18 protein-coding genes and 2 tRNA genes are annotated in these 17,584 nt (G+C 71.2%); 12 read left to right on the forward strand and 8 right to left on the reverse strand.

Annotation, left to right across the window (positions count from 1 at the left end):
• Positions 1 to 151: 151 nt before the first annotated feature.
• Together ACFFQA_RS29080 and ACFFQA_RS29085 are read left to right on the forward strand one after the other, a co-directional pair.
• Positions 152 to 223, forward strand: a tRNA-Gln gene (locus ACFFQA_RS29080).
• A 30-nt stretch (positions 224 to 253) separates the two neighbouring features.
• Positions 254 to 326, forward strand: a tRNA-Glu gene (locus tag ACFFQA_RS29085).
• Between the two features lie 375 nt (positions 327 to 701).
• Here the strand turns inward: ACFFQA_RS29085 and ACFFQA_RS29090 are convergent.
• Entirely contained in the window at positions 702 to 1,403 is a 702-nt protein-coding gene (locus tag ACFFQA_RS29090) for an IclR family transcriptional regulator (RefSeq protein WP_377859165.1), read from the reverse strand.
• A gap of 108 nt (positions 1,404 to 1,511) precedes the next feature.
• On the opposite strand from ACFFQA_RS29090, the gene leuC reads away from it, so the two are divergent.
• From leuC to ACFFQA_RS29105, 3 genes are all read left to right on the forward strand, one after another.
• The gene (gene leuC / locus ACFFQA_RS29095) at positions 1,512 to 2,915 is read left to right on the forward strand and encodes a 3-isopropylmalate dehydratase large subunit (protein WP_377859168.1); all 1,404 of its coding nucleotides are present in this window, start codon (positions 1,512 to 1,514) and stop codon (positions 2,913 to 2,915) included.
• A gap of 18 nt (positions 2,916 to 2,933) precedes the next feature.
• Positions 2,934 to 3,536 carry a 3-isopropylmalate dehydratase small subunit gene (leuD, locus tag ACFFQA_RS29100; RefSeq protein ID WP_377859170.1) on the forward strand — a complete coding sequence of 201 codons (603 nt, stop codon included), beginning with the start codon at positions 2,934 to 2,936 and terminating at the stop codon, positions 3,534 to 3,536.
• A 217-nt stretch (positions 3,537 to 3,753) separates the two neighbouring features.
• A complete protein-coding gene (locus ACFFQA_RS29105) occupies positions 3,754 to 4,425 on the forward strand; it encodes an HU family DNA-binding protein (protein ID WP_377859172.1) in 672 nt (223 codons plus the stop codon).
• Positions 4,426 to 4,694: 269 nt separating this feature from the next.
• On the opposite strand, the gene ACFFQA_RS29110 is transcribed toward ACFFQA_RS29105, so the two are convergent.
• The 3 genes from ACFFQA_RS29110 to ACFFQA_RS29120 form a co-directional block, all read right to left on the reverse strand.
• Positions 4,695 to 5,624, reverse strand: coding sequence for an NUDIX hydrolase (locus ACFFQA_RS29110; RefSeq protein ID WP_377859174.1), 930 nt, complete (start codon positions 5,622 to 5,624; stop codon positions 4,695 to 4,697).
• Positions 5,621 to 7,813: an RNA degradosome polyphosphate kinase gene (locus ACFFQA_RS29115; protein ID WP_377859176.1), complete on the reverse strand. Its 2,193-nt coding sequence runs from the start codon at positions 7,811 to 7,813 to the stop codon at positions 5,621 to 5,623. Before ACFFQA_RS29115 ends, ACFFQA_RS29110 begins: the two co-directional genes overlap by 4 nt.
• Before the next feature lie 92 nt (positions 7,814 to 7,905).
• A complete protein-coding gene (locus tag ACFFQA_RS29120; protein WP_377859178.1) occupies positions 7,906 to 8,109 on the reverse strand; it encodes a hypothetical protein in 204 nt (67 codons plus the stop codon).
• Positions 8,110 to 8,469: 360 nt separating this feature from the next.
• Here ACFFQA_RS29120 and ACFFQA_RS29125 point away from each other — a divergent pair, with 360 nt between their 5' ends.
• Positions 8,470 to 8,625 carry a hypothetical protein gene (locus ACFFQA_RS29125; protein WP_377859180.1) on the forward strand — a complete coding sequence of 52 codons (156 nt, stop codon included), beginning with the start codon at positions 8,470 to 8,472 and terminating at the stop codon, positions 8,623 to 8,625.
• A 147-nt stretch (positions 8,626 to 8,772) separates the two neighbouring features.
• Here the strand turns inward: ACFFQA_RS29125 and cofC are convergent, their stop codons facing one another.
• Positions 8,773 to 9,429 carry a 2-phospho-L-lactate guanylyltransferase gene (cofC, locus tag ACFFQA_RS29130; protein ID WP_377859183.1) on the reverse strand — a complete coding sequence of 219 codons (657 nt, stop codon included), beginning with the start codon at positions 9,427 to 9,429 and terminating at the stop codon, positions 8,773 to 8,775.
• Positions 9,430 to 9,542: 113 nt separating this feature from the next.
• On the opposite strand from cofC, the gene ACFFQA_RS29135 reads away from it, so the two are divergent.
• From ACFFQA_RS29135 to ACFFQA_RS29150, 4 genes are all read left to right on the forward strand, one after another.
• Positions 9,543 to 10,289 (forward strand): lysophospholipid acyltransferase family protein, encoded by a 747-nt coding sequence (locus tag ACFFQA_RS29135; RefSeq protein WP_377859186.1) that lies wholly within the window; start codon positions 9,543 to 9,545, stop codon positions 10,287 to 10,289.
• The gene (locus tag ACFFQA_RS29140) at positions 10,286 to 11,296 is read left to right on the forward strand and encodes an NAD(P)H-dependent glycerol-3-phosphate dehydrogenase (protein WP_377859189.1); all 1,011 of its coding nucleotides are present in this window, start codon (positions 10,286 to 10,288) and stop codon (positions 11,294 to 11,296) included. Before ACFFQA_RS29135 ends, ACFFQA_RS29140 begins: the two co-directional genes overlap by 4 nt.
• Entirely contained in the window at positions 11,293 to 12,420 is a 1,128-nt protein-coding gene (locus tag ACFFQA_RS29145) for a cystathionine gamma-lyase (RefSeq protein ID WP_377859191.1), read from the forward strand. The genes ACFFQA_RS29140 and ACFFQA_RS29145 overlap by 4 nt, the downstream gene beginning before the upstream one ends.
• A gap of 216 nt (positions 12,421 to 12,636) precedes the next feature.
• Complete coding sequence (locus tag ACFFQA_RS29150; RefSeq protein ID WP_377859194.1) at positions 12,637 to 13,149, forward strand: cysteine dioxygenase; 513 nt, start codon at positions 12,637 to 12,639, stop codon at positions 13,147 to 13,149.
• Here the strand turns inward: ACFFQA_RS29150 and ACFFQA_RS29155 are convergent.
• Positions 13,096 to 13,758, reverse strand: a complete 663-nt coding sequence (locus tag ACFFQA_RS29155) for a pyridoxamine 5'-phosphate oxidase family protein (protein ID WP_377859197.1) — start codon at positions 13,756 to 13,758, stop codon at positions 13,096 to 13,098. The genes ACFFQA_RS29150 and ACFFQA_RS29155 overlap by 54 nt on opposite strands.
• A gap of 102 nt (positions 13,759 to 13,860) precedes the next feature.
• On the opposite strand from ACFFQA_RS29155, the gene ACFFQA_RS29160 reads away from it, so the two are divergent.
• Entirely contained in the window at positions 13,861 to 15,291 is a 1,431-nt protein-coding gene (locus tag ACFFQA_RS29160) for an aminotransferase-like domain-containing protein (RefSeq protein WP_377859199.1), read from the forward strand.
• Here ACFFQA_RS29160 and ACFFQA_RS29165 read toward each other — a convergent pair.
• On the reverse strand, positions 15,224 to 15,673 hold the full coding sequence (locus ACFFQA_RS29165; protein WP_377859202.1) for a GAF domain-containing protein: 450 nt from the start codon (positions 15,671 to 15,673) through the stop codon (positions 15,224 to 15,226). The two genes, ACFFQA_RS29160 and ACFFQA_RS29165, sit on opposite strands and share 68 nt — an antisense overlap.
• A gap of 87 nt (positions 15,674 to 15,760) precedes the next feature.
• Between ACFFQA_RS29165 and ACFFQA_RS29170 the strand changes: the two genes are divergently transcribed.
• On the forward strand, positions 15,761 to 16,867 hold the full coding sequence (locus tag ACFFQA_RS29170) for a D-alanine--D-alanine ligase family protein (protein ID WP_377859205.1): 1,107 nt from the start codon (positions 15,761 to 15,763) through the stop codon (positions 16,865 to 16,867).
• Between the two features lie 52 nt (positions 16,868 to 16,919).
• Here ACFFQA_RS29170 and ACFFQA_RS29175 read toward each other — a convergent pair whose 3' ends face one another.
• A complete protein-coding gene (locus ACFFQA_RS29175) occupies positions 16,920 to 17,570 on the reverse strand; it encodes a DUF3515 domain-containing protein (protein WP_377859207.1) in 651 nt (216 codons plus the stop codon).
• Positions 17,571 to 17,584: the final 14 nt, after the last annotated feature.

Below are 17,584 nucleotides of genomic sequence, written 5' to 3' on the forward strand. Positions count from 1 at the left end.
CCCCGGCCCCCTTCCAGCGCGTTGACCTGCACAAACGCGTGAGGAGGGGGCCGATTTGGAGGATCGTGGGGGCGTGGTCTAGTATTCATTTCAGCAAGAGGGACGGCGGAACGGAAGCCGAAAGGCCCCCGGAACACCGGCCCGAATGCGGTGGGGTATGGTGTAATTGGCAACACAGCAGATTCTGGCTCTGCCGTTCTAGGTTCGAGTCCTAGTACCCCAGCAGGGCAGGATAAACACCTCCCTAGTTCAAGGCCCCGTCGTCTAGCGGCCTAGGACGCCGCCCTCTCAAGGCGGTAGCGCGGGTTCAAATCCCGTCGGGGCTACAAAGCGGGGAAGCCCGTACTCACGGAGAACGTGAGTACGGGCTTTTTCGTATTTCTCTGTGGGGGCCGAGCCCCCACGCCGGCGGGCTTCGCCCCGGCCCCCCCGGCTGTGGCTCGCTGGGGTTGCTCGGCTTCGCCTTCGCCTTTGCGGGTTCGGTTTGGTTGTGGTGTCGGCTCGCCTATGGCTTTGCCGCTTTACGGTCTTGGTGGTCTTGTTCGTTTTGGGGATGGCTGTTTCGTTGTTGTGGCGGTTTTTCTTTAGGTAAATCTTTGTATGTCGGTTCTACTTGCGGGTTTGTTACTGGGTATACGGGGTTGTTATGCAAGGAGAGCCGCCTCCTGGGGGAGGCGGCTCTGGGGTGGTGGGGGAGCTGTTCACATGCGGGACTGGAGGGCTTCGGCGGCTGCCAGGAGGTCCGCGGCCCAGCGGGCTCCCGGACGGCGGCCGATGCGGTCCACCGGGCCCGAGACCGAGACCGCGGCCACCACCGCTCCCGTCGCGTCCCGCACCGGGGCCGAGACGCTGGAGACGCCGGGCTCCCGCTCCGCGACGCTCTGCGCCCAGCCCCGGCGGCGGACGTCCAGGAGCGTCCGCTCGCCGAAGACCGCGTCCCCCAGGACCGCTCTCTGGGTCGCCGGGTCTGCCCACGCGAGCAGCACCTTGGCACCCGAGCCCGCCGTCATGGGCAGGCGCGCGCCGATCGGGACGGTGTCCCGCAGGCCGCTCGGCGGCTCCGCGCTGGCCACGCAGACCCGCAGGATCCCGTCCCTGCGGTAGAGCTGCACGCTCTCGCCCGTGATGTCGCGCAGCCGGGGCAGGACCGAGCTCGCCGCGTCCACGAGGGGGTCGGTCGCCCCGCCCGCCAGCTCGGCGAGGGCCGCGCCGGGGCGCCAGCGCCCGTCCGCTCCCCGCTGGAGGAGGCGGTGGACCTCCAGGCCCACCGCGAGCCGGTGTGCCGTCGCCCTCGGCAGTCCGGTCCTGCTGCACAACTCCGCAAGGCCACAGGGGTCCTTGGCGACCGCGTGCAGCACTGCCACTGCCTTGTCCAAGACGCCGATGCCGCTATGCTGTCCCACACGTCGATACTAGCTTCCCGGTATTTGGGAAGTCCAGATGTGGTTCGCGGCGCGGTCACCGGCCGCCGCCTGCCGGACTACTCGCGAGAAACCCCACGGAGACAAGCGATGGCACGCACGCTCGCGGAGAAGGTGTGGGAGGCGCACGTTGTGCGTCAGGGCAGCGGTGACGAGCCCGACCTGCTCTACATCGATCTCCACCTGGTGCACGAGGTGACCAGTCCCCAGGCGTTCGAGGGCCTGCGGCTGGCAGGTCGCCCCGTCCGCCGGCCCGATCTCACGATCGCCACCGAGGACCACAACGTCCCCACCGTCGACATCGACAAGCCGATCGCGGACCTCGTGTCGCGGACGCAGGTGGACACCTTGCGCCGCAACTGCGCGGAGTTCGGCATCCGCCTGCATCCCATGGGGGACGCCGAACAGGGCATCGTGCACGTCGTCGGTCCGCAGCTCGGGCTCACCCAGCCCGGCATGACCGTCGTCTGCGGTGACAGCCACACCTCCACCCACGGCGCTTTCGGCGCGCTCGCCTTCGGCATCGGCACCTCCGAGGTCGAGCACGTGATGGCGACGCAGACGTTGCCGTTGCGCCCCTTCAAGACCATGGCCGTGACCGTGGACGGCGAGCTGCGGCCCGGAGTCACCGCCAAGGACGTGATCCTCGCCGTCATCGCCCAGATCGGCACCGGCGGCGGACAGGGCTACGTGCTGGAGTACCGCGGCAGCGCGATCCGGCAGCTGTCCATGGAAGCGCGGATGACCGTCTGCAACATGTCCATCGAGGCGGGCGCGCGCGCCGGGATGATCGCGCCGGACGAGGTGACCTTCGCCTACCTGAAGGGGCGCCCGCACGCGCCGGAGGGCGAGAACTGGGACGCCGCCGTCGAGTACTGGCGCACCCTGGCCACCGACGAGGACGCGACCTTCGACCACGAGATCCGGATCAACGCCGATGAGCTGACCCCCTTCGTGACGTGGGGCACCAACCCCGGGCAGGGGCTGCCGTTGGACGCCGCGGTTCCCGACCCCGCCGGGATCGCCGACGAGAGCGAGCGGCTGGCCGCCGAGAAGGCGCTGTCCTACATGGACCTCAAGCCGGGCCTGCCGCTGCGCGAGATCTCGGTCGACACCGTCTTCCTCGGCTCGTGCACGAACGGCCGCATCGAGGACCTGCGCGCCGCCGCCGAGGTTCTCAAGGGGCGCAAGGTGGCGGGCGGCGTGCGCATGCTCGTCGTGCCCGGCTCGATGCGTGTACGTGCACAGGCCGAGGCCGAGGGCCTGCACGAGGTCTTCCTCGACGCCGGTGCCGAGTGGCGCCAGGCGGGCTGCTCGATGTGCCTTGGCATGAACCCGGATCAGCTCACCCCCGGTGAGCGCAGCGCGTCGACCTCCAACCGGAACTTCGAGGGACGGCAGGGCAAGGGCGGCAGGACGCACCTCGTCTCCCCGCTCGTCGCCGCCGCCACCGCCGTGCGCGGCACCCTCGCCTCCCCCGCGGACCTGGACTGAGAAGGGCGTTTCAAGACCATGGAACCGTTCTCCACGCACACTGGTGTCGGCGTTCCGCTGCGGCGGTCCAACGTGGACACCGACCAGATCATCCCCGCCGTCTACCTGAAGCGGGTCAGTCGCACGGGATTCGCCGACGGCCTCTTCGCCGCCTGGCGGGCCGACGAGCACTTCGTGCTCAACACCGACCCCTACCGCGCGGGCAGCGTCCTGGTGGCCGGGCCGGACTTCGGCACCGGCTCCTCGCGGGAGCACGCCGTCTGGGCACTTGCCGACTACGGCTTCCGGGTGGTGATCTCCTCGCGCTTCGCGGACATCTTCCGCGGCAACGCCGGCAAGGCCGGTCTGCTCGCCGCGCGGTGCGAGCAGACCGACGTCGAGCAGCTGTGGAAGCTGCTGGAAGCCGAGCCCGGGACGGAGATCACCGTCGACCTCACCGCGAAGACGGTTCGTGCGAAGGACTTCACGGCCCCCTTCGACATCGACGACTACACCCGCTGGCGGCTCCTTGAGGGCCTCGACGACATCGGGCTGACCCTGCGACACGCCCAGGAGATCGACTTTTTTGAACGTGATCGACCGGCCTGGCTTCCCGTGACACAGGCCGCTTCCGGGGCCTGACCGGGCCGGATCCGCTACTGCCAAAGGGGATTGAGCAGCAACAATCGGTTTTCCCTCCCAGGACGGCGCCCCGTCGGGGGTTGTAGCTCGGAAGGGCGCATTTCCGCGTGCCGTAAAGGTTTTTGGGCGTGGCGTGTGGAGAATGCGCTCTGTTACGCCTATCTTGGGCCAAGTAGTCGGCCCGACTGGGCCGTAACTGTCCTGGGAGGGACTGAAAGTGAACAAGGCCCAGCTGATCGAGGCGCTCGCGGAGCGCCTTGGTGACAAGAAGACCGCCAACACCGCCGTGGACGGTCTCGTGGACGTCATCGTCCGCACCGTCAACAAGGGCGAGAAGGTCACGATCACCGGCTTCGGCGTCTTCGAGAAGCGCGCCCGCGCCGCTCGCACCGCGCGCAACCCGCGCACCGGTGAGACCGTCAAGGTGAAGAAGACCAACATCCCCGCCTTCCGCGCGGGCACCACGTTCAAGGACGTGGTGAGCGGCACCAAGAAGCTGCCGAAGGCCACCGCGGCCAAGTCGTCCACCGCCAAGGCCACCACGGCCCGCGCGGCGGCCGCCACCAAGAGCACCACCACGCGCGCCACCAGCACGCGTACCGCGAAGGCCACCGCGGCCAAGGCGCCGGCCACCAAGGCCGCCGCGAAGCCCGCGGCCGCGAAGAAGGCGACCACGGCGAAGGCCGCCGCCAAGCCGGCAGCGAAGCCCGCCGCGAAGAAGGCGACCACGGCGAAGGCCGCCGCCAAGCCCGCGGCCGCCACCGCGAAGAAGGCGACCACGGCCAAGGCCGCCGCCAAGCCCGCCGCCAAGCCGGCGGCGAAGAAGGCGACCACGGCCAAGGCCGCGGCGAAGCCCGCTGCCAAGAAGCCGGCTCGCGCCAAGAAGTAAGTACGGCCCACCGCACCCCGCGGTGCCAGCCGAGAAACGGGGCCCGGTCCTGCACAGGACCGGGCCCCGTTTCGTTTCGGCCACCAGACCGTCCGTGCGACGCCCGACCGTCCTAACAGGATGATCCGCTCGCAGCAGCGGGCTCGGAGGCTCTCAAGACACGTGGTCGGCGAGCCGCCACCCACCGAGGCGGTGCGCCGAACGAGTCATCCGGGGGCGCTCAGGGCACCCGCATGACCCATTCAGCGCACAGCCGTGGTGCGCGTGGGTCAGTCGCGGGGGAAGGGGCTCGCCAGGTAGTCGGCCGCCACCAGGGTGGGGACGGCGCCGCCTGCGAGGGCGAAGGAGAGCACCCACAGGCTGCCCTTGCGGGCGGCGAGCGCCGGGGTCGTGATCCCCGAGGAGCGCGCCAGGTGCTCCACCGCGTGGGGAATGACCCCGCCCTGGCTGCACACCACAGGAGTGCCGCCCTCAGCCGCGATCTCCAGCAGCCTGCCGACGCCTTCCGAGGGATGCGGCCAATAGCCCTCCTCGCTCAGCAGCGGTTCTTCCCGCATCGGCACACCGAGGTCCTTCGCGACGCATTCCACGGTTTGCGCGCAGCGGACGCGAGGTGCGGTGAACACCCGGTCCGGGCCGTAGAGCGGCAGCAGTTCGCGGAGCGCGGCGGCTTGTCTCACACCGTTCTTGCTCAGCGGCCGGAGATCGTCGTCGCCTTTCCACTTCTCCCGCTTTCCGGCCTTGGCGTGCCGGACGAGCAGCAGCGTCGTGGTGTCAGGGGGGAGCGCGGTGAAGGCGTCCAGGATCGCGCGGTCGTGGGCGCGGGTCAGCAGCACCGCCGCCTGCTCCGGCCCGAGCCAGCGCAGCGCGTCGACCTCGTCGTTGGGCACGAACTCCCCGCCAGCGACCCTGGCGGCGAAGTAGTCGACGACCTTCTGTCCACTTCGGCCGTCCACTGTGGTCACCGGGTACCGGACCGAGCCGAGGCCCCGGCCGAGGACCGGGGTGAAACCGGTCTCCTCCAGGACCTCCCTGGCCGCCGTCGCCGGGATCGTCTCGCCCTCGTCCCGCTTGCCCTTGGGCAGCGTCCAGTCGTCGTAGCGCGGCCGGTGCACCACCGCGACCTCGGGTTTGCCCGAAAGGTCCCAGCGCCACAGCACGGCGCCCGCCGCCAGGACAACGGGGTCTGTCTCGCTCACGCCTTCGCTCCGTACCGCCGCAGCATCTCCGTCTGAAGGTCCAGCACCTCTTCGCCCTCCGCGGGGGAGGGGGTCCAGCCGCCGCCGGGGCCGAGCACCCAGCACCGGGTGTTGGGGCCCATGGCGACGTCGAACATGGCGGAGAGGTCTCTGGTCAGCTTGGGGTCGGTGACGCGCACCAGCACCTCGACCCTGCGGTCGAGGTTGCGGTGCATCATGTCCGCGCTGCCGATCCAGTACTCGTCGCAGCCCGCGAAGTGGATGACCCTGGAGTGCTCCAGGAAGCGGCCGAGGATCGAGCGCACGCGGATCGTTTCGGACAGACCCGGAACTCCCGGTTTCAAAGCGCAGATACCGCGCACGACCACCTCGACCGGCACTCCGGCCTGCGAGGCCCGGTACAGCGCGTCGATCACCTGCTCGTCGACGACGGCGTTGGCCTTGAGCCGGATCCCGGCGGGGCGGCCCGCCTGGGCGTGGCCGATCTCACGCTCGATGCGCTCGATGATGCCGCGCCGAACCCCCTGCGGGGCCACCAGAAGGCTGCGGTAGGTGCTCTGCCGCGCGTACCCGGTCAGCACGTTGAACAGGTCGGTGAGGTCCGCGCCGACCGAGGGCTCCGCCGTCAGCAGGCCGAGGTCCTCGTACAGCCGCGCGGTCTTCGGGTTGTAGTTGCCGGTGCCGATGTGGCAGTAGCGGCGGATGGTGGAGCCTTCCTGGCGCACCACGAGCGCGGTCTTGCAGTGCGTCTTGAGCCCGACAAGGCCGTAGACCACGTGCACGCCCGCGCGTTCGAGCGCCCGCGCCCACTTGATGTTCGCCTGCTCGTCGAAGCGCGCCTTGAGCTCCACCAGCGCCACGACCTGCTTGCCCGCCTCGGCGGCGTCGATCAGCGCGTCGACGATGGGGGAGTCGCCGGAGGTCCGGTACAACGTTTGCTTGATCGCGAGCACGTGCGGGTCCGCGGCGGCCTGCTCGATGAAGCGCTGCACGCTCGTGGAGAACGCGTGGTACGGGTGGTGCACCAGCACATCGCCCTCGCGCAGCGTCTGGAACACGCTCTTGGGCGTCTCGCCCTCGCCGAAGGCCGGGTGCGTCGCGGGCACGAACGGCGCGTTCTTCAGCTGCGGCCGGTGCAGCGCGTAGAGCTGCCACAGGCAGTTCAGGTCGAGCAGGCCGGGAACTTCGACCACGTCGTGCGGGTCGACGTCGAGCTCGCGGAGCAGCAGCTCCATCATGTGCTCGCTCATCGACTCCTCGACTTCGAGGCGCACCGGGGGACCGAAGCGGCGGCGGGAGAGTTCGCGTTCCAGCGCCTGCAACAGGTCCTCGTCCTGGTCCTCCTCCACCTCAAGATCGGCGTTGCGGGTGACCCGGAACACGTGGTGCTCGCTGATCTCCATGCCGGAGAACAGCTTGTCCAGGTGCGCGGAGATCAACGCCTCCAGCGGGAGGAAGGTCGCGGTGTCGGCGTCGGAATCCAGCTCCACCCGCACCAGCCGCGGCACGTTGTCCGGGACCTTGATGCGGGCGAACCGCTCCGTGCCGCCCTCGGGGTCCTTGACGGTCACCGCGAGGTTCAGCGAAAGCCCGGAGATGTAGGGGAACGGGTGCGCCGGGTCGACCGCGAGCGGGGTCAGCACCGGGAAGATGTGCTCGGTGAAGTACGTCCCCAGCCGCAGCTGGTCGGCGTCGTCGAGGTCGTCCCAGCCGACGATGCGGATGTCGTGCTTCTCCAGCTCCGGCCGCAGCTCGTTGAGGAACACGCTCGCGTTCTGCTCGACCAGGTCCTGGGTGCGGGTGGAGATCCTGGCCAGCTGCTCGCGCGGGGACTGGCCGTCGGCGCTGCGCACCGAGAGGCCGGTCTCGTCGCGGCGCTTCAGCCCGGCGACCCGCACCATGTAGAACTCGTCCAGGTTGGACGCGAAGATCGCCAGGAACTTGGCCCGCTCCAGCAGCGGCTCGGACGGGTCCTCGGCAAGCGCCAGCACCCGGGCGTTGAAGTCCAGCCACGCGAGCTCCCGGTTGAAGTACCGGTCGTCCGGCAGGCCCGTCGGCACGGCGGGCCGCGTGGCCGCGGGAGGCGGGGGAACGGCGCGTTGGTGCGCCGCGTGCTCCTCGGAGCGGTTCGTCGCGCCGCCACCGGAGAAACGGGCTGCTGATCTGCTCTCGCTGCTGTCCGGGCTCACGTTGCGCCATTGTTCCGCACCGAGGCTCCGTCGGCGCTGTTCACGGCACTCGGAGTGGTGAACCTGTCACGGCGTTGAGATGAACGCATGGTTCAGGCCAGGGTCGGCGGCAGGACGGCGGTGATCCGGGCGTCCTGACGGCGCAAGGCCACCCGCTGCCCGGCCCTGGGCGCACGCCAGCCGCCCGCGCGAACGGCTTCGGCGTCCGCGGTGTGCAGCAGGCCGTCGTCGTCGAGCACGGTGACCGCGCCGTCCGGCAGGACGGAGTGGACAGTTGCCTGGTCAGAGGTGCTCACAGCTCGCACGATAGCTCTTTCCCGCCCTGGCAGGAAGATCACGCGCATCCCGAAAGTTCGCCGGGGCCGTCGCGGCGTTGCCACGCTGCCGGCGTGAACCTGGGAACCAGGACCGTCGCCGGAGCGCTGCTCGTGCTCTCCACCCCGGCGTTGGGCTCAGCAGCCCTGCCGCGCCCCGCGCACCATCCGGCCGGTCACCTTCCTCATGTCCGATGTGGACAAGCCCGTGCGGATCGGGCACCTGACCCGACGTGCCGACCGGCGGCGAGAAGCACGTCACCGACTTCCGGGACCGATGGTACGAGGGGGTACTACACCTCCGGACTACACCGCGATCCGCTGCTCGGGCGCATCCGTGTGGTGACTGCGGAGACCCCGATCCCGTATGCGGGCGGTGTTGTGCCGCGTAAGGACACGCCGACCGCGTTCAGCCGCAACGCGTTCCGCGAGCTGCTCGACGGCCCGCTGCCGACCCGCGAGCACCCGGGGAGCGAACACGGAGGAGGCGTTCGGTGACCAGACCGGCACCGTCGGCGTGTGGAGCCCGCGCGACCAAGAGGGCCCTCTGCTCGGCAACGTCACCTGCTCGGCGCATTACTCCGACGTGCGGCGGCGGAACGTCGCTTACTCCGGGCGCGACTGCGTCGGCTCCACCGCTTGTCGCTAGGGGCAGGGCTTCCGCAGCCGCGCGAGCAGCCGTTCGCCGGAGTGGCGGCCGAGTCCCAGTGCGGCTGCCACCTCCAGGTCCTCCTCGGTGTCCACATCGCAGCGCAGTGAGGGCCAGTCTCCCAGCAACCGGAACGCCCCGGTGGCGGTGTGAGCGGCGGAGGAGTCCGGCCCGAAGCGCGGATCGAGCTCGCCACCCAGACCCGCCACCAGCAGGGTCGTCCCGGTGCCCTGCCGGTCCGGGCAGTGCGCGCGGCGGCCTTCGGACGCGGCCAGCGCCGCGCCGAGCTCGGCGGGGCGCAGCGCGGGCAGGTCCGCCTGGAGCGCACCGATGCGGGCGAGCGGGTCGGTCTCCCGCAGCACCCGAGCCCCGTGGCGGAGCGCCTCGTTGAGCCCGCTGTCCGGTTCGTCCGGGATGGACTCGACGCCGAGCGCGCGCAGTGCCGAGGTGACCTCGGGGTCGGATGTGATCGCCACCACGCGGCGCACCCCCGGCGCCTCGGCGGCCGCCGTCAGCGTGTCCTTGGCCAGCGCCAGAGCCAGGGCGGCGTGCGCTCCCGGGTCGCGCCTGCCGCAGTCCGCCGCGCCGAGCAGCCGCGACTTCGCCCGGTGCAGTGGCTTGACCGGGACCACCAGATCGACTTCGTAGGACACGGTTCATCCTTACCTGAAGCCACGGTCCGGTGTCCGGCTGGACCTGATGGCACCGCTGCGGGAAGACTCACCCCAGCACCGCGCCGGGCGGGGCAGTGAACGGGAGGCAACGCGTGGCCAGGGAAAAGGGCGGATTCTGGGTGGGCGTCGCCGCGGCGATCTTCTATCCGGGCACCAGGCTGCTGGCCAAGAGGACCTTCGTCGGCCGGGACAAGCTGCCCGCGGAAGGCGCCGCGCTGCTCGTCGGCAACCACATCTCCCACCTCGACCCGCCCTACACCGCCGTGTTCGTGCACCAGGCGAAGCGGGTGCCGAGGTTCATGGCCAAGGACAGCCTGTGGAAGATCCCGGTGCTCGGGCCGATCCTGCGCGGCACCGGCCAGATCCCGGTCCGCAGGGGCAGCGCCGACGCGCGCAACAGCCTTGAGGCGGCGGACAAGGCGCTGGCCGACGGCAAGATCGTCACGATCTACCCGGAGGGCACCCTCACCAAGGACCCCGACTTCTGGCCGATGGTCTCCAGGACCGGGGTCGCCAGGCTCGCCGTCGAGCACTGCCTCGACGGCTCGGTGCCGGTGATCCCGTTGGCGCACTGGGGCACCCACCGGGTCTGGGACCACAAGCGCAAGCGGCTGGGCCTGTTCCCGCGCAAGACCGTCGTCGTGCGCATCGGAGACCCGCTGGACATGTCGCGGTTCCAGGGCCGCGCGGTGGACAACGAGCTGCTGCGCGAGGTCACCGACTACCTGATGAGCGAGGTCCGCGACCTGCTCGCCGACGTGCGCGGGGAGAAGGCGCCGACGGAGTTCTACTCGCCGCGCAAGGCGCGCAACGGCACGAAGCGGGAGGGCGGCGAGTGAACGCCCAGCGCATCGCGGTCCTCGGAGCGGGCTCCTGGGGGACGACCTTCGCCAAGGTGCTCGCCGACGCCGGGCGGGACGTGACGCTGTGGGCGCGCCGGGCGGAGGTGGTGGAGGCCATCAACCAGCGCGCGGAGAACCCCGGCTACCTCCCAGGGATCACGTTGCCGGAGCGGCTCCGGTCCACTGTGGACGCCGCGGAGGCGCTGGAGGGCGCGGACGTCGTCGTGCTCGGCGTGCCGAGCCAGCACCTGCGGCGCAACCTCGCGGGCTGGCGGTCGCTGCTGCCAGCCGGGGCCACCCTGGTCAGCCTCTCCAAGGGCGTGGAACTGGGCACCCTCAAGCGGATCAGCGAGGTCGTCCGCGAGGTCGCCGAGGTGCCGGAGGACCAGGTCGCGGTGGTCTCCGGGCCGAACCTGGCGATGGAGATCGCCGTGCAGCAGCCGACCGCGACGGTCATCGCCTGCCCCGACCACGACCGGGCTGTGCAACTGCAACGCGCGTGCGCCACCGGCTACTTCCGGCCGTACACGATCACCGACGTCATCGGCTGCGAGCTCGGCGGCGCGTGCAAGAACGTGATCGCCCTGGCCTGTGGCATCGCGGTCGGGCTCGGCTTCGGCACCAACACCGCGGCCTCGCTGATCACCCGCGGGCTTGCCGAGACCAGCAGACTCGGCGCGGCACTCGGGGCCGACCCGCTCACCTTCGCCGGGCTGGCGGGGCTGGGCGACCTGGTCGCCACCTGCTCCTCGCCGCTGTCGCGCAACCGCAGCTTCGGCGAGCGCCTCGGCCGGGGGGAGACCCTGACGCAGGCGCAGGACGCCGCGCACGGGCAAGTCGCCGAGGGAGTGAAGTCCTGCTCGTCCATCCGCGAGCTGGCCAACCGCAACGGTGTGGAGATGCCGATCACCGAGGCGGTGCACCGGCTCTGCGAGGGCGAGCTCGAACCGCGCGAGATGGTCGTGGAGCTGCTGGGCCGCAAGCAGAAGCCGGAGCGCTCATGACCCGGGACTGGGCTCGGGGGCTGGGTGACGGAACGCGCTGTGTCCACTCAGGACTCGCCGATCCCGTTGTCGGGGAGCCGTTGCTGGCCGGGCCGGTGTTCGCGACGGCTTACCACCTGAACGGTTCATCGAGACGCTCCGAGCCGGACTACTACGCACGTGCGGGCAACCCGACGTGGCGTGCGCTGGAGACCGCCATCGGCGAGCTCGACGGCGGTCAGTGCGTGCTCTTCCCGTCGGGCATGGCCGCGATCAGCACGTTGCTGCGCACGGTGCTCCATTACGGTGACACCGTCGTGATCCCGTCGGACGGCTACTTCGCGACGCGCACGTTCGTCGCCGAGGAGCTCGCCGCGCTCGCGCTGACCGTGCTCGAAGTGCCGACCACCGGGTCGTGGCCGGACTTCGACGGCGTCCGGCTGGTGCTGTTGGAGACGCCGTCCAACCCGTGGCTCGACGTCTGCGACATCCAGTCCCTTGTGGACCGTGCGCACGCGGCCGGAGCCCTTGTCGCGGTGGACAACACGACCGCGACTCCGCTCGGTCAACAACCGCTCGCGCTCGGTGCCGACTTCGTCGTCGCCAGCGACAGCAAGGCGTTGACGGGCCACAGCGACATCCTGATGGGGCATGTGTCCACAGTGGACTCCGTGTTGGCTGACCGGTTGCGCAAGGCGCGGACCCTCGGCGGCGCCGTCCCCGCCCCGTTCGAGACCTGGCTCGCGCACCGCAGCCTGGGCACCCTGGACCTGCGGCTGGCCCGGCAGAGCTCGAACGCGGCGGCGCTCGCCGAGGCGCTGCTGGCGCATCCCGCCGTCCGCACCGTCCGCTGGCCCGGTCTGCCCGGTGATCCGGCGCACGAGCTGGCCCGCCGGCAGATGAGGCGGTTCCCCGGCGTCGTCACGATCGAGCTCGCCGACGCCGAGACCGCCGACCGGTTCGTCGCGGCGGCGCGGTTGGTGGCGGCGGCGACCTCCTTCGGGGGACTGCACACCACCGGGGACCGGCGCGCGCAGTGGGGTGACCCGGTGCCAGAGGGGCTGGTCAGGCTGTCGGTCGGCTGTGAAGACCCTGATGACCTCGTGGCCGATGTGATTCAAGCCCTCGATGCCGTGGTGACTTGACGGACGGCCGAAGCCTCCTGTTCGATTTAGGCATGTCTTCGCGCGCCATCACGCACCGGAAGGGCCACATCGCCCTCGTCCGGGTTGCCAGCGCGCTCTGTCTCTCGTGGTGATCCGCCCCGCCTGCTCGCGCGTGGCCGCACCGATCCCGTCCGCCTGACCGGCGACGAAGTGTGCGTGCTCGCACCATCACCACACCTCGTAGGGACCACACCGATGTTCGCCGTTCCGCCCAACACCATCGCCACCAACGACCGACCGGTGCTGCTGCACCCCGCCAGGATCGCGCTCCAGGTCGCGGCCGACCGCTCGCGCTGGGCGCACCGGCTGCGCTACGCCCCCGCCGAACGCTGGGTGGGGCTGCTGGAGAAGACCGACGAGCACGAGATCTGGCTGATGAGCTGGCTGCCCGGTCAGCACACCGAGCTGCACGACCACAGCGGCGGCCACGGCGCGTTCACCGTGGTCAGCGGTTCCTTGGTGGAGCGGGTCGCCCGCGTCGGCGCCGACGGCCGCCCGGTCGAGCTGGTGCACGCGCTGACCACGGGCCAGACCCGCGTGTTCGGCCCGGAGTACGTGCACGAGGTGCGCAACTCCAGCCCCGACCCGGCCGTCAGCATCCACGTGTTCGGCCCGCGCAGGCAGGGCATGACGGAGTACCGGCAGGACCTGGTGTCAGGGAGCCTGACGGCGGCGGACGTGCGCGGGGACCTCGGCGCCGTCCGGTAGCAGCGGACAGGGTTCCGGCTCGCCCCAGACCTGGCGCACCGGCAGGACCCCGGCCCAGCAGGAGTCCTCGGTCACGTCGGCCTCGTCGTCGCCGGGCGGCCCACGGCGGATCTTCACCGCGGCCTCGGTCAGCTCCAGCGCGAGCACCGAGGTCGCGGCGAGCTCCTTCGCGCTCGGCCCGCGCGTGTAGTCCCACGATCCGGGCGCGACGTGCTCGGTGATGACTTCGAGAGCGCGCAGCTTCTCGTCGCGGTCCTCCACCAGCCGCGCCCGCCCGTGCACCACCGCCGATCGGTAGTTGGCAGAGTGGTGGAACACCGAGCGGGCGTAGACGATCCCGTCCAGCAGCGTGATCGCGACGGAGACCTCGGCGCCCGCGATCGCCGTGCGCAGCGTGGTCGCACCAGTCGACCCGTGCACGTAGAGGGTGTTGTCCGACCAGCCGAAGCAGGTGGGCAGCACCACAGGCGCCCCGTTGACCACCACGCCGAGATGGCAGAGCACCGCGGCGTCCAGCAGCGCGTCGAGCTCGGCGCGCTCGGAGGCGGCGCGCTCCTTGCCGCGCCGGATGGTGCTGCGCTCGGTCGGTGACAGCGGTGGTCTTGTCACGGCGGGACCCTCCTTGGCGGATCGGCGTGCCAGCGCCTAGCCTGGCGGGTGAAGTGGCATTATCGAATAGCCACCACGGCCCGATTTCGAGAGGCCACTATCGTGCTGCCCGTCGAGCTGCCGATCGTGTTGGACCGCGCGGCCCCCCGGCCACTGGCCGCCCAGTTGGCCGATGCGCTGCGCGCCGCCGCGACCACCGGCCACCTGCGCAGCGGCGACCGGCTGCCCTCGACGCGGGCCCTCGCCACCCACCTCAAGGTCAGCAGGACCGTGACGGCGGCCGCCTACGACCAGTTGCACGCAGAGGGCTGGCTCGACGGCAGGCACGGTTCGGGCACCTTCGTCACCGCGACGCCGCCCGCACCGGGACCGGGCAGTGCCGTGGTTGCGCCGAGCGCCGAACCCGGCAACGGCATCGACCTCGCTCCCGGGGCCGGGCTGGCCGAGGGCATCGAGACGGCCGCGTGGCGGAGGGCGTGGCGTGCGGCGGCGGAGTCGGAGCCGTTGCTGCGCCCACAGCGCGCCGGACTCCCGGACTACCGCGCCGCGGTCGCGGAGCACCTGTTGCGACACCGTGGCCTCGTGGTGCCGAGCGCTCCGGAGGACGCCGTGCTCGCGACCGCCGGGACCACGGCGGCGGTCGGGGAGCTGGCGATGGCGGCGTTGCCGAGGGGAGCGGCGGTCGCGGTCGAAGAGCCCGGGTACCAGCGCGCCGTCGGTGCCTTCCGCGCTGCGGGGCTTCGCGTGGTGCCCGCTCCGGTCGACCAGGACGGGCTCGTGGTCCCGGAGATCCCGGCCGAGGTGGTCGCGGTCTACTGCTCGCCCGCGCACCAGTACCCGTTGGGCGGCAGGCTGCCCGCCGCCCGGCGTAGCGAGTTGGTCGAGCGGGCTCGTGCCAACGGCTGGTTGGTCATCGAAGATGACTATGACGGCGAGATGCGCTACGACGTCGCCCCGCTGCCGCTGCTGGCGTCGCTGGCCCCGGACGTGGTCGTGCACCTCGGCACCACGAGCAAGATCCTCACGGTGGGGCTCGGCATCGGGTGGATGGTCGCGCCCCAGGAGGTCGCGGCCGCGGTGATCGCCCACCGCGACCTCACCGGCACCTCGCCCTCGGCGGCCGGACAGCGGGTGCTGGTCGAGCTGGCCAGGCACGGCGACCTCGGCAGGCACCTGCGCAGACTCCGCCGCGAGCTGGGAGAACGCCGGGCGTCGCTGGTGAGCGCCCTCTCCGCCGCCGGCGTCCCGACGGTGGGCGATGAGGCGGGCGGGCACCTCATCGTCCCGCTGCCGTCGCTGGAGGCCGAGCGCGAGCTGCTGGCCGAGGGGCGGCGGCGCGGGCTGGTGCTCGACGGGCTCGAACGGCACCACGTCGGCGTCCCGGCCTGGTTCGGCGTTGCGGTGGGGTACACGGCGTGCACCCGGGGGCAGCTCGACGGCGCGGTACCGGTGCTGGTGGAACTGCTCAGTCGAGCGCGTGCTGCTCCTGGTACAGCGGAACCAGCTCCGCCGCGATCGCCAGCAGCCTCGTGACCAGGTCCTCGGTGAAGATCCCCTGACGACAGTCCTCGACGTCGAGTGTGCCCAGCACGTGGTCGCCGTCGACGACCGGGACGATCACCTCGGAGCCGACCTTGTCGCTGGCGGCCACGTACCGAGGGTCCCCGGCGACGTCGTTGCAGACGATGGGCTCGGCCTGCCGCACCGCCTCCAGCGTGAGGTTCTCCGCGAGCGGGAAGCGCGGGTGCGCGGGGCCGGGCAGGCCGCTCCACGCGAGCAGCTCGACCTCGCTGGGCGAAGCCTGGTAGATGCCCACCCAGTGGAAGCCGGTCAGCGAGCGGATGAGATCCGCCACCAGGCTCGCGCGAAGACGGGGGCAGCCCGGCTCCCGGACCGCCACCCTCACCTCGCTCACGAGCTCGCACGGCTGCACACCATGACGGTCTCACCAGGGTCAAGTCGGCCCGGAGGGCCGCGCGCGTCCCCCGGTAGGGTCACGGGCATGGCAGAACGCAGGACGAGGGTCGCGGTTGTTTTCGGTGGTCGCAGCACGGAACACGGGGTTTCGTGCGTATCGGCGCGCAGCGTGCTGACCCACCTGGACAGCACCCGGTTCGAGGCCGTTCCGGTCGGAATCGCCCCCAACGGGGCCTGGGTGCTGGGCACAGATGATCCGAAAGCGTTGGAGATCCGTGACCGCAGCCTCCCGTCGGTGCCCGAGGACGGCGTCGCGGTGGCCCTGCCGGGCGACCCGACCCGCGGCGGGGTCGTGCTGCTGGAGCCCGGCCGCGCCGGTGAGGTGCTCTCCGGGGTGGACGTGGTCTTCCCCGTCCTGCACGGCGCGTTCGGCGAGGACGGGACCATCCAGGGCCTGCTGGAGATGGCGGGCGTGCCCTACGTCGGGGCGGGCGTGCTCGCCAGCGCCGCCTCCATGGACAAGGAGTTCACCAAGAAGCTGCTCGCCGCCGAGGGCATGCCGAGCGTGCCCTTCGAGGTGCTGCGGCGCGACCAGGCGACCCTGACCGAGCGGCAGCGGGAGCGGCTCGGCCTGCCGGTGTTCGTCAAGCCCGCGCGCGCGGGCTCCTCCATCGGCATCTCGAAGGTGGCCGACTGGGCCGAACTGGACGCGGCGATCGCGCTCGCCCGCCAGACCGACCCGAAGGTCCTGGTGGAGAAGGGCCTCGTGGTGCGCGAGGTCGAGGTCGGCGTGCTGGAGTACCCGGACGGCCGGGTGGAGGCCAGCCTGCCCTCGGAGATCCGGATGCTGGAGAGCGCGCCCGCCGACTGGTACGACTTCGACTCCAAGTACCTCGACGCCGACCAGGCGTGCGAGGTCGACATCCCGGCGAAGCTGGACGACGAGCTGAGCACGCGCATCCGGGCGATGTCGGTCGCCGCCTTCCACGCGCTGGACTGCCAGGGCCTCGCGCGGGTGGACTTCTTCGTCACCTCGGACGGCACGCCGATCATCAACGAGGTCAACACGATGCCCGGCTTCACACCGATCTCCATGTACCCCAAGGTGTGGGACGTCACGGGTGTGGACTACCCGCGCCTGCTGACCACGCTGATCGAGACCGCGATCGCGCGGGGCACCGGCCTGCGCTGACCCACCGCTGTCCTGAGTGGACGGTCGTGGCGTCGCGGGTGGACGAGGGGGGTCAGCGAGTGGGAGTCGGGGGAATCGAGTGCGGCGGTCCCTGGCCGGGTGGGGTGCCGGTGAGGTCGGGCACGCGGGGCGGCAGCGCCCTCGCCACGGTCGCGGAGACCTCCTGCAGCGGCCCGGTGCCGGCGTCCTGGGGAATCGTGAGCACCACGTACACCGGGCGGTCCACCGCGACCCAGGTGCTCACGCCCGGTTCGGCGATCTCCAGCCAGGTGACGCCGCCGACGATGAGCAGCGGACTGGTCCGGGTCAGCTCGTTGGGCCGGTCGAGGCCGCAGCGCAGGACGACCGGGTCCACCTTCGGGCTGCCCCAGGCGACGGTGGCCGCGGGCGCGGGCTCGGCGATCTGCCTGCGGGCGAGCTTCTCGGAGTTCGACGTCAGCTCGGCGGGCAGGCCGTCGAGCACCGCGCGGCACTCCGGGCTCGCCGAGCCGGGCGCGGACACGGGTGGCAGGGGCAGCGGGCCCGTGCGGCGGGCGGCGGAGATCTCCTGCTCGCGCCGCGCCTGGAGCTCCCGCTCCGCCTCGTCCGCCGGTCCGGAGAGGAGCCCGATGACGCCGACGGCGATCGCGAGCAGTACCGGGAGCCCGACCGCCAGGATCACCAGCGGTCGAGGGAACGCGTTGTCCGTCGGCTTGTCGGGCACCCGGCTACTACAAC

This window comes from Allokutzneria oryzae (assembly GCF_042429765.1).
GTDB lineage: Bacteria > Actinomycetota > Actinomycetes > Mycobacteriales > Pseudonocardiaceae > Allokutzneria > Allokutzneria oryzae.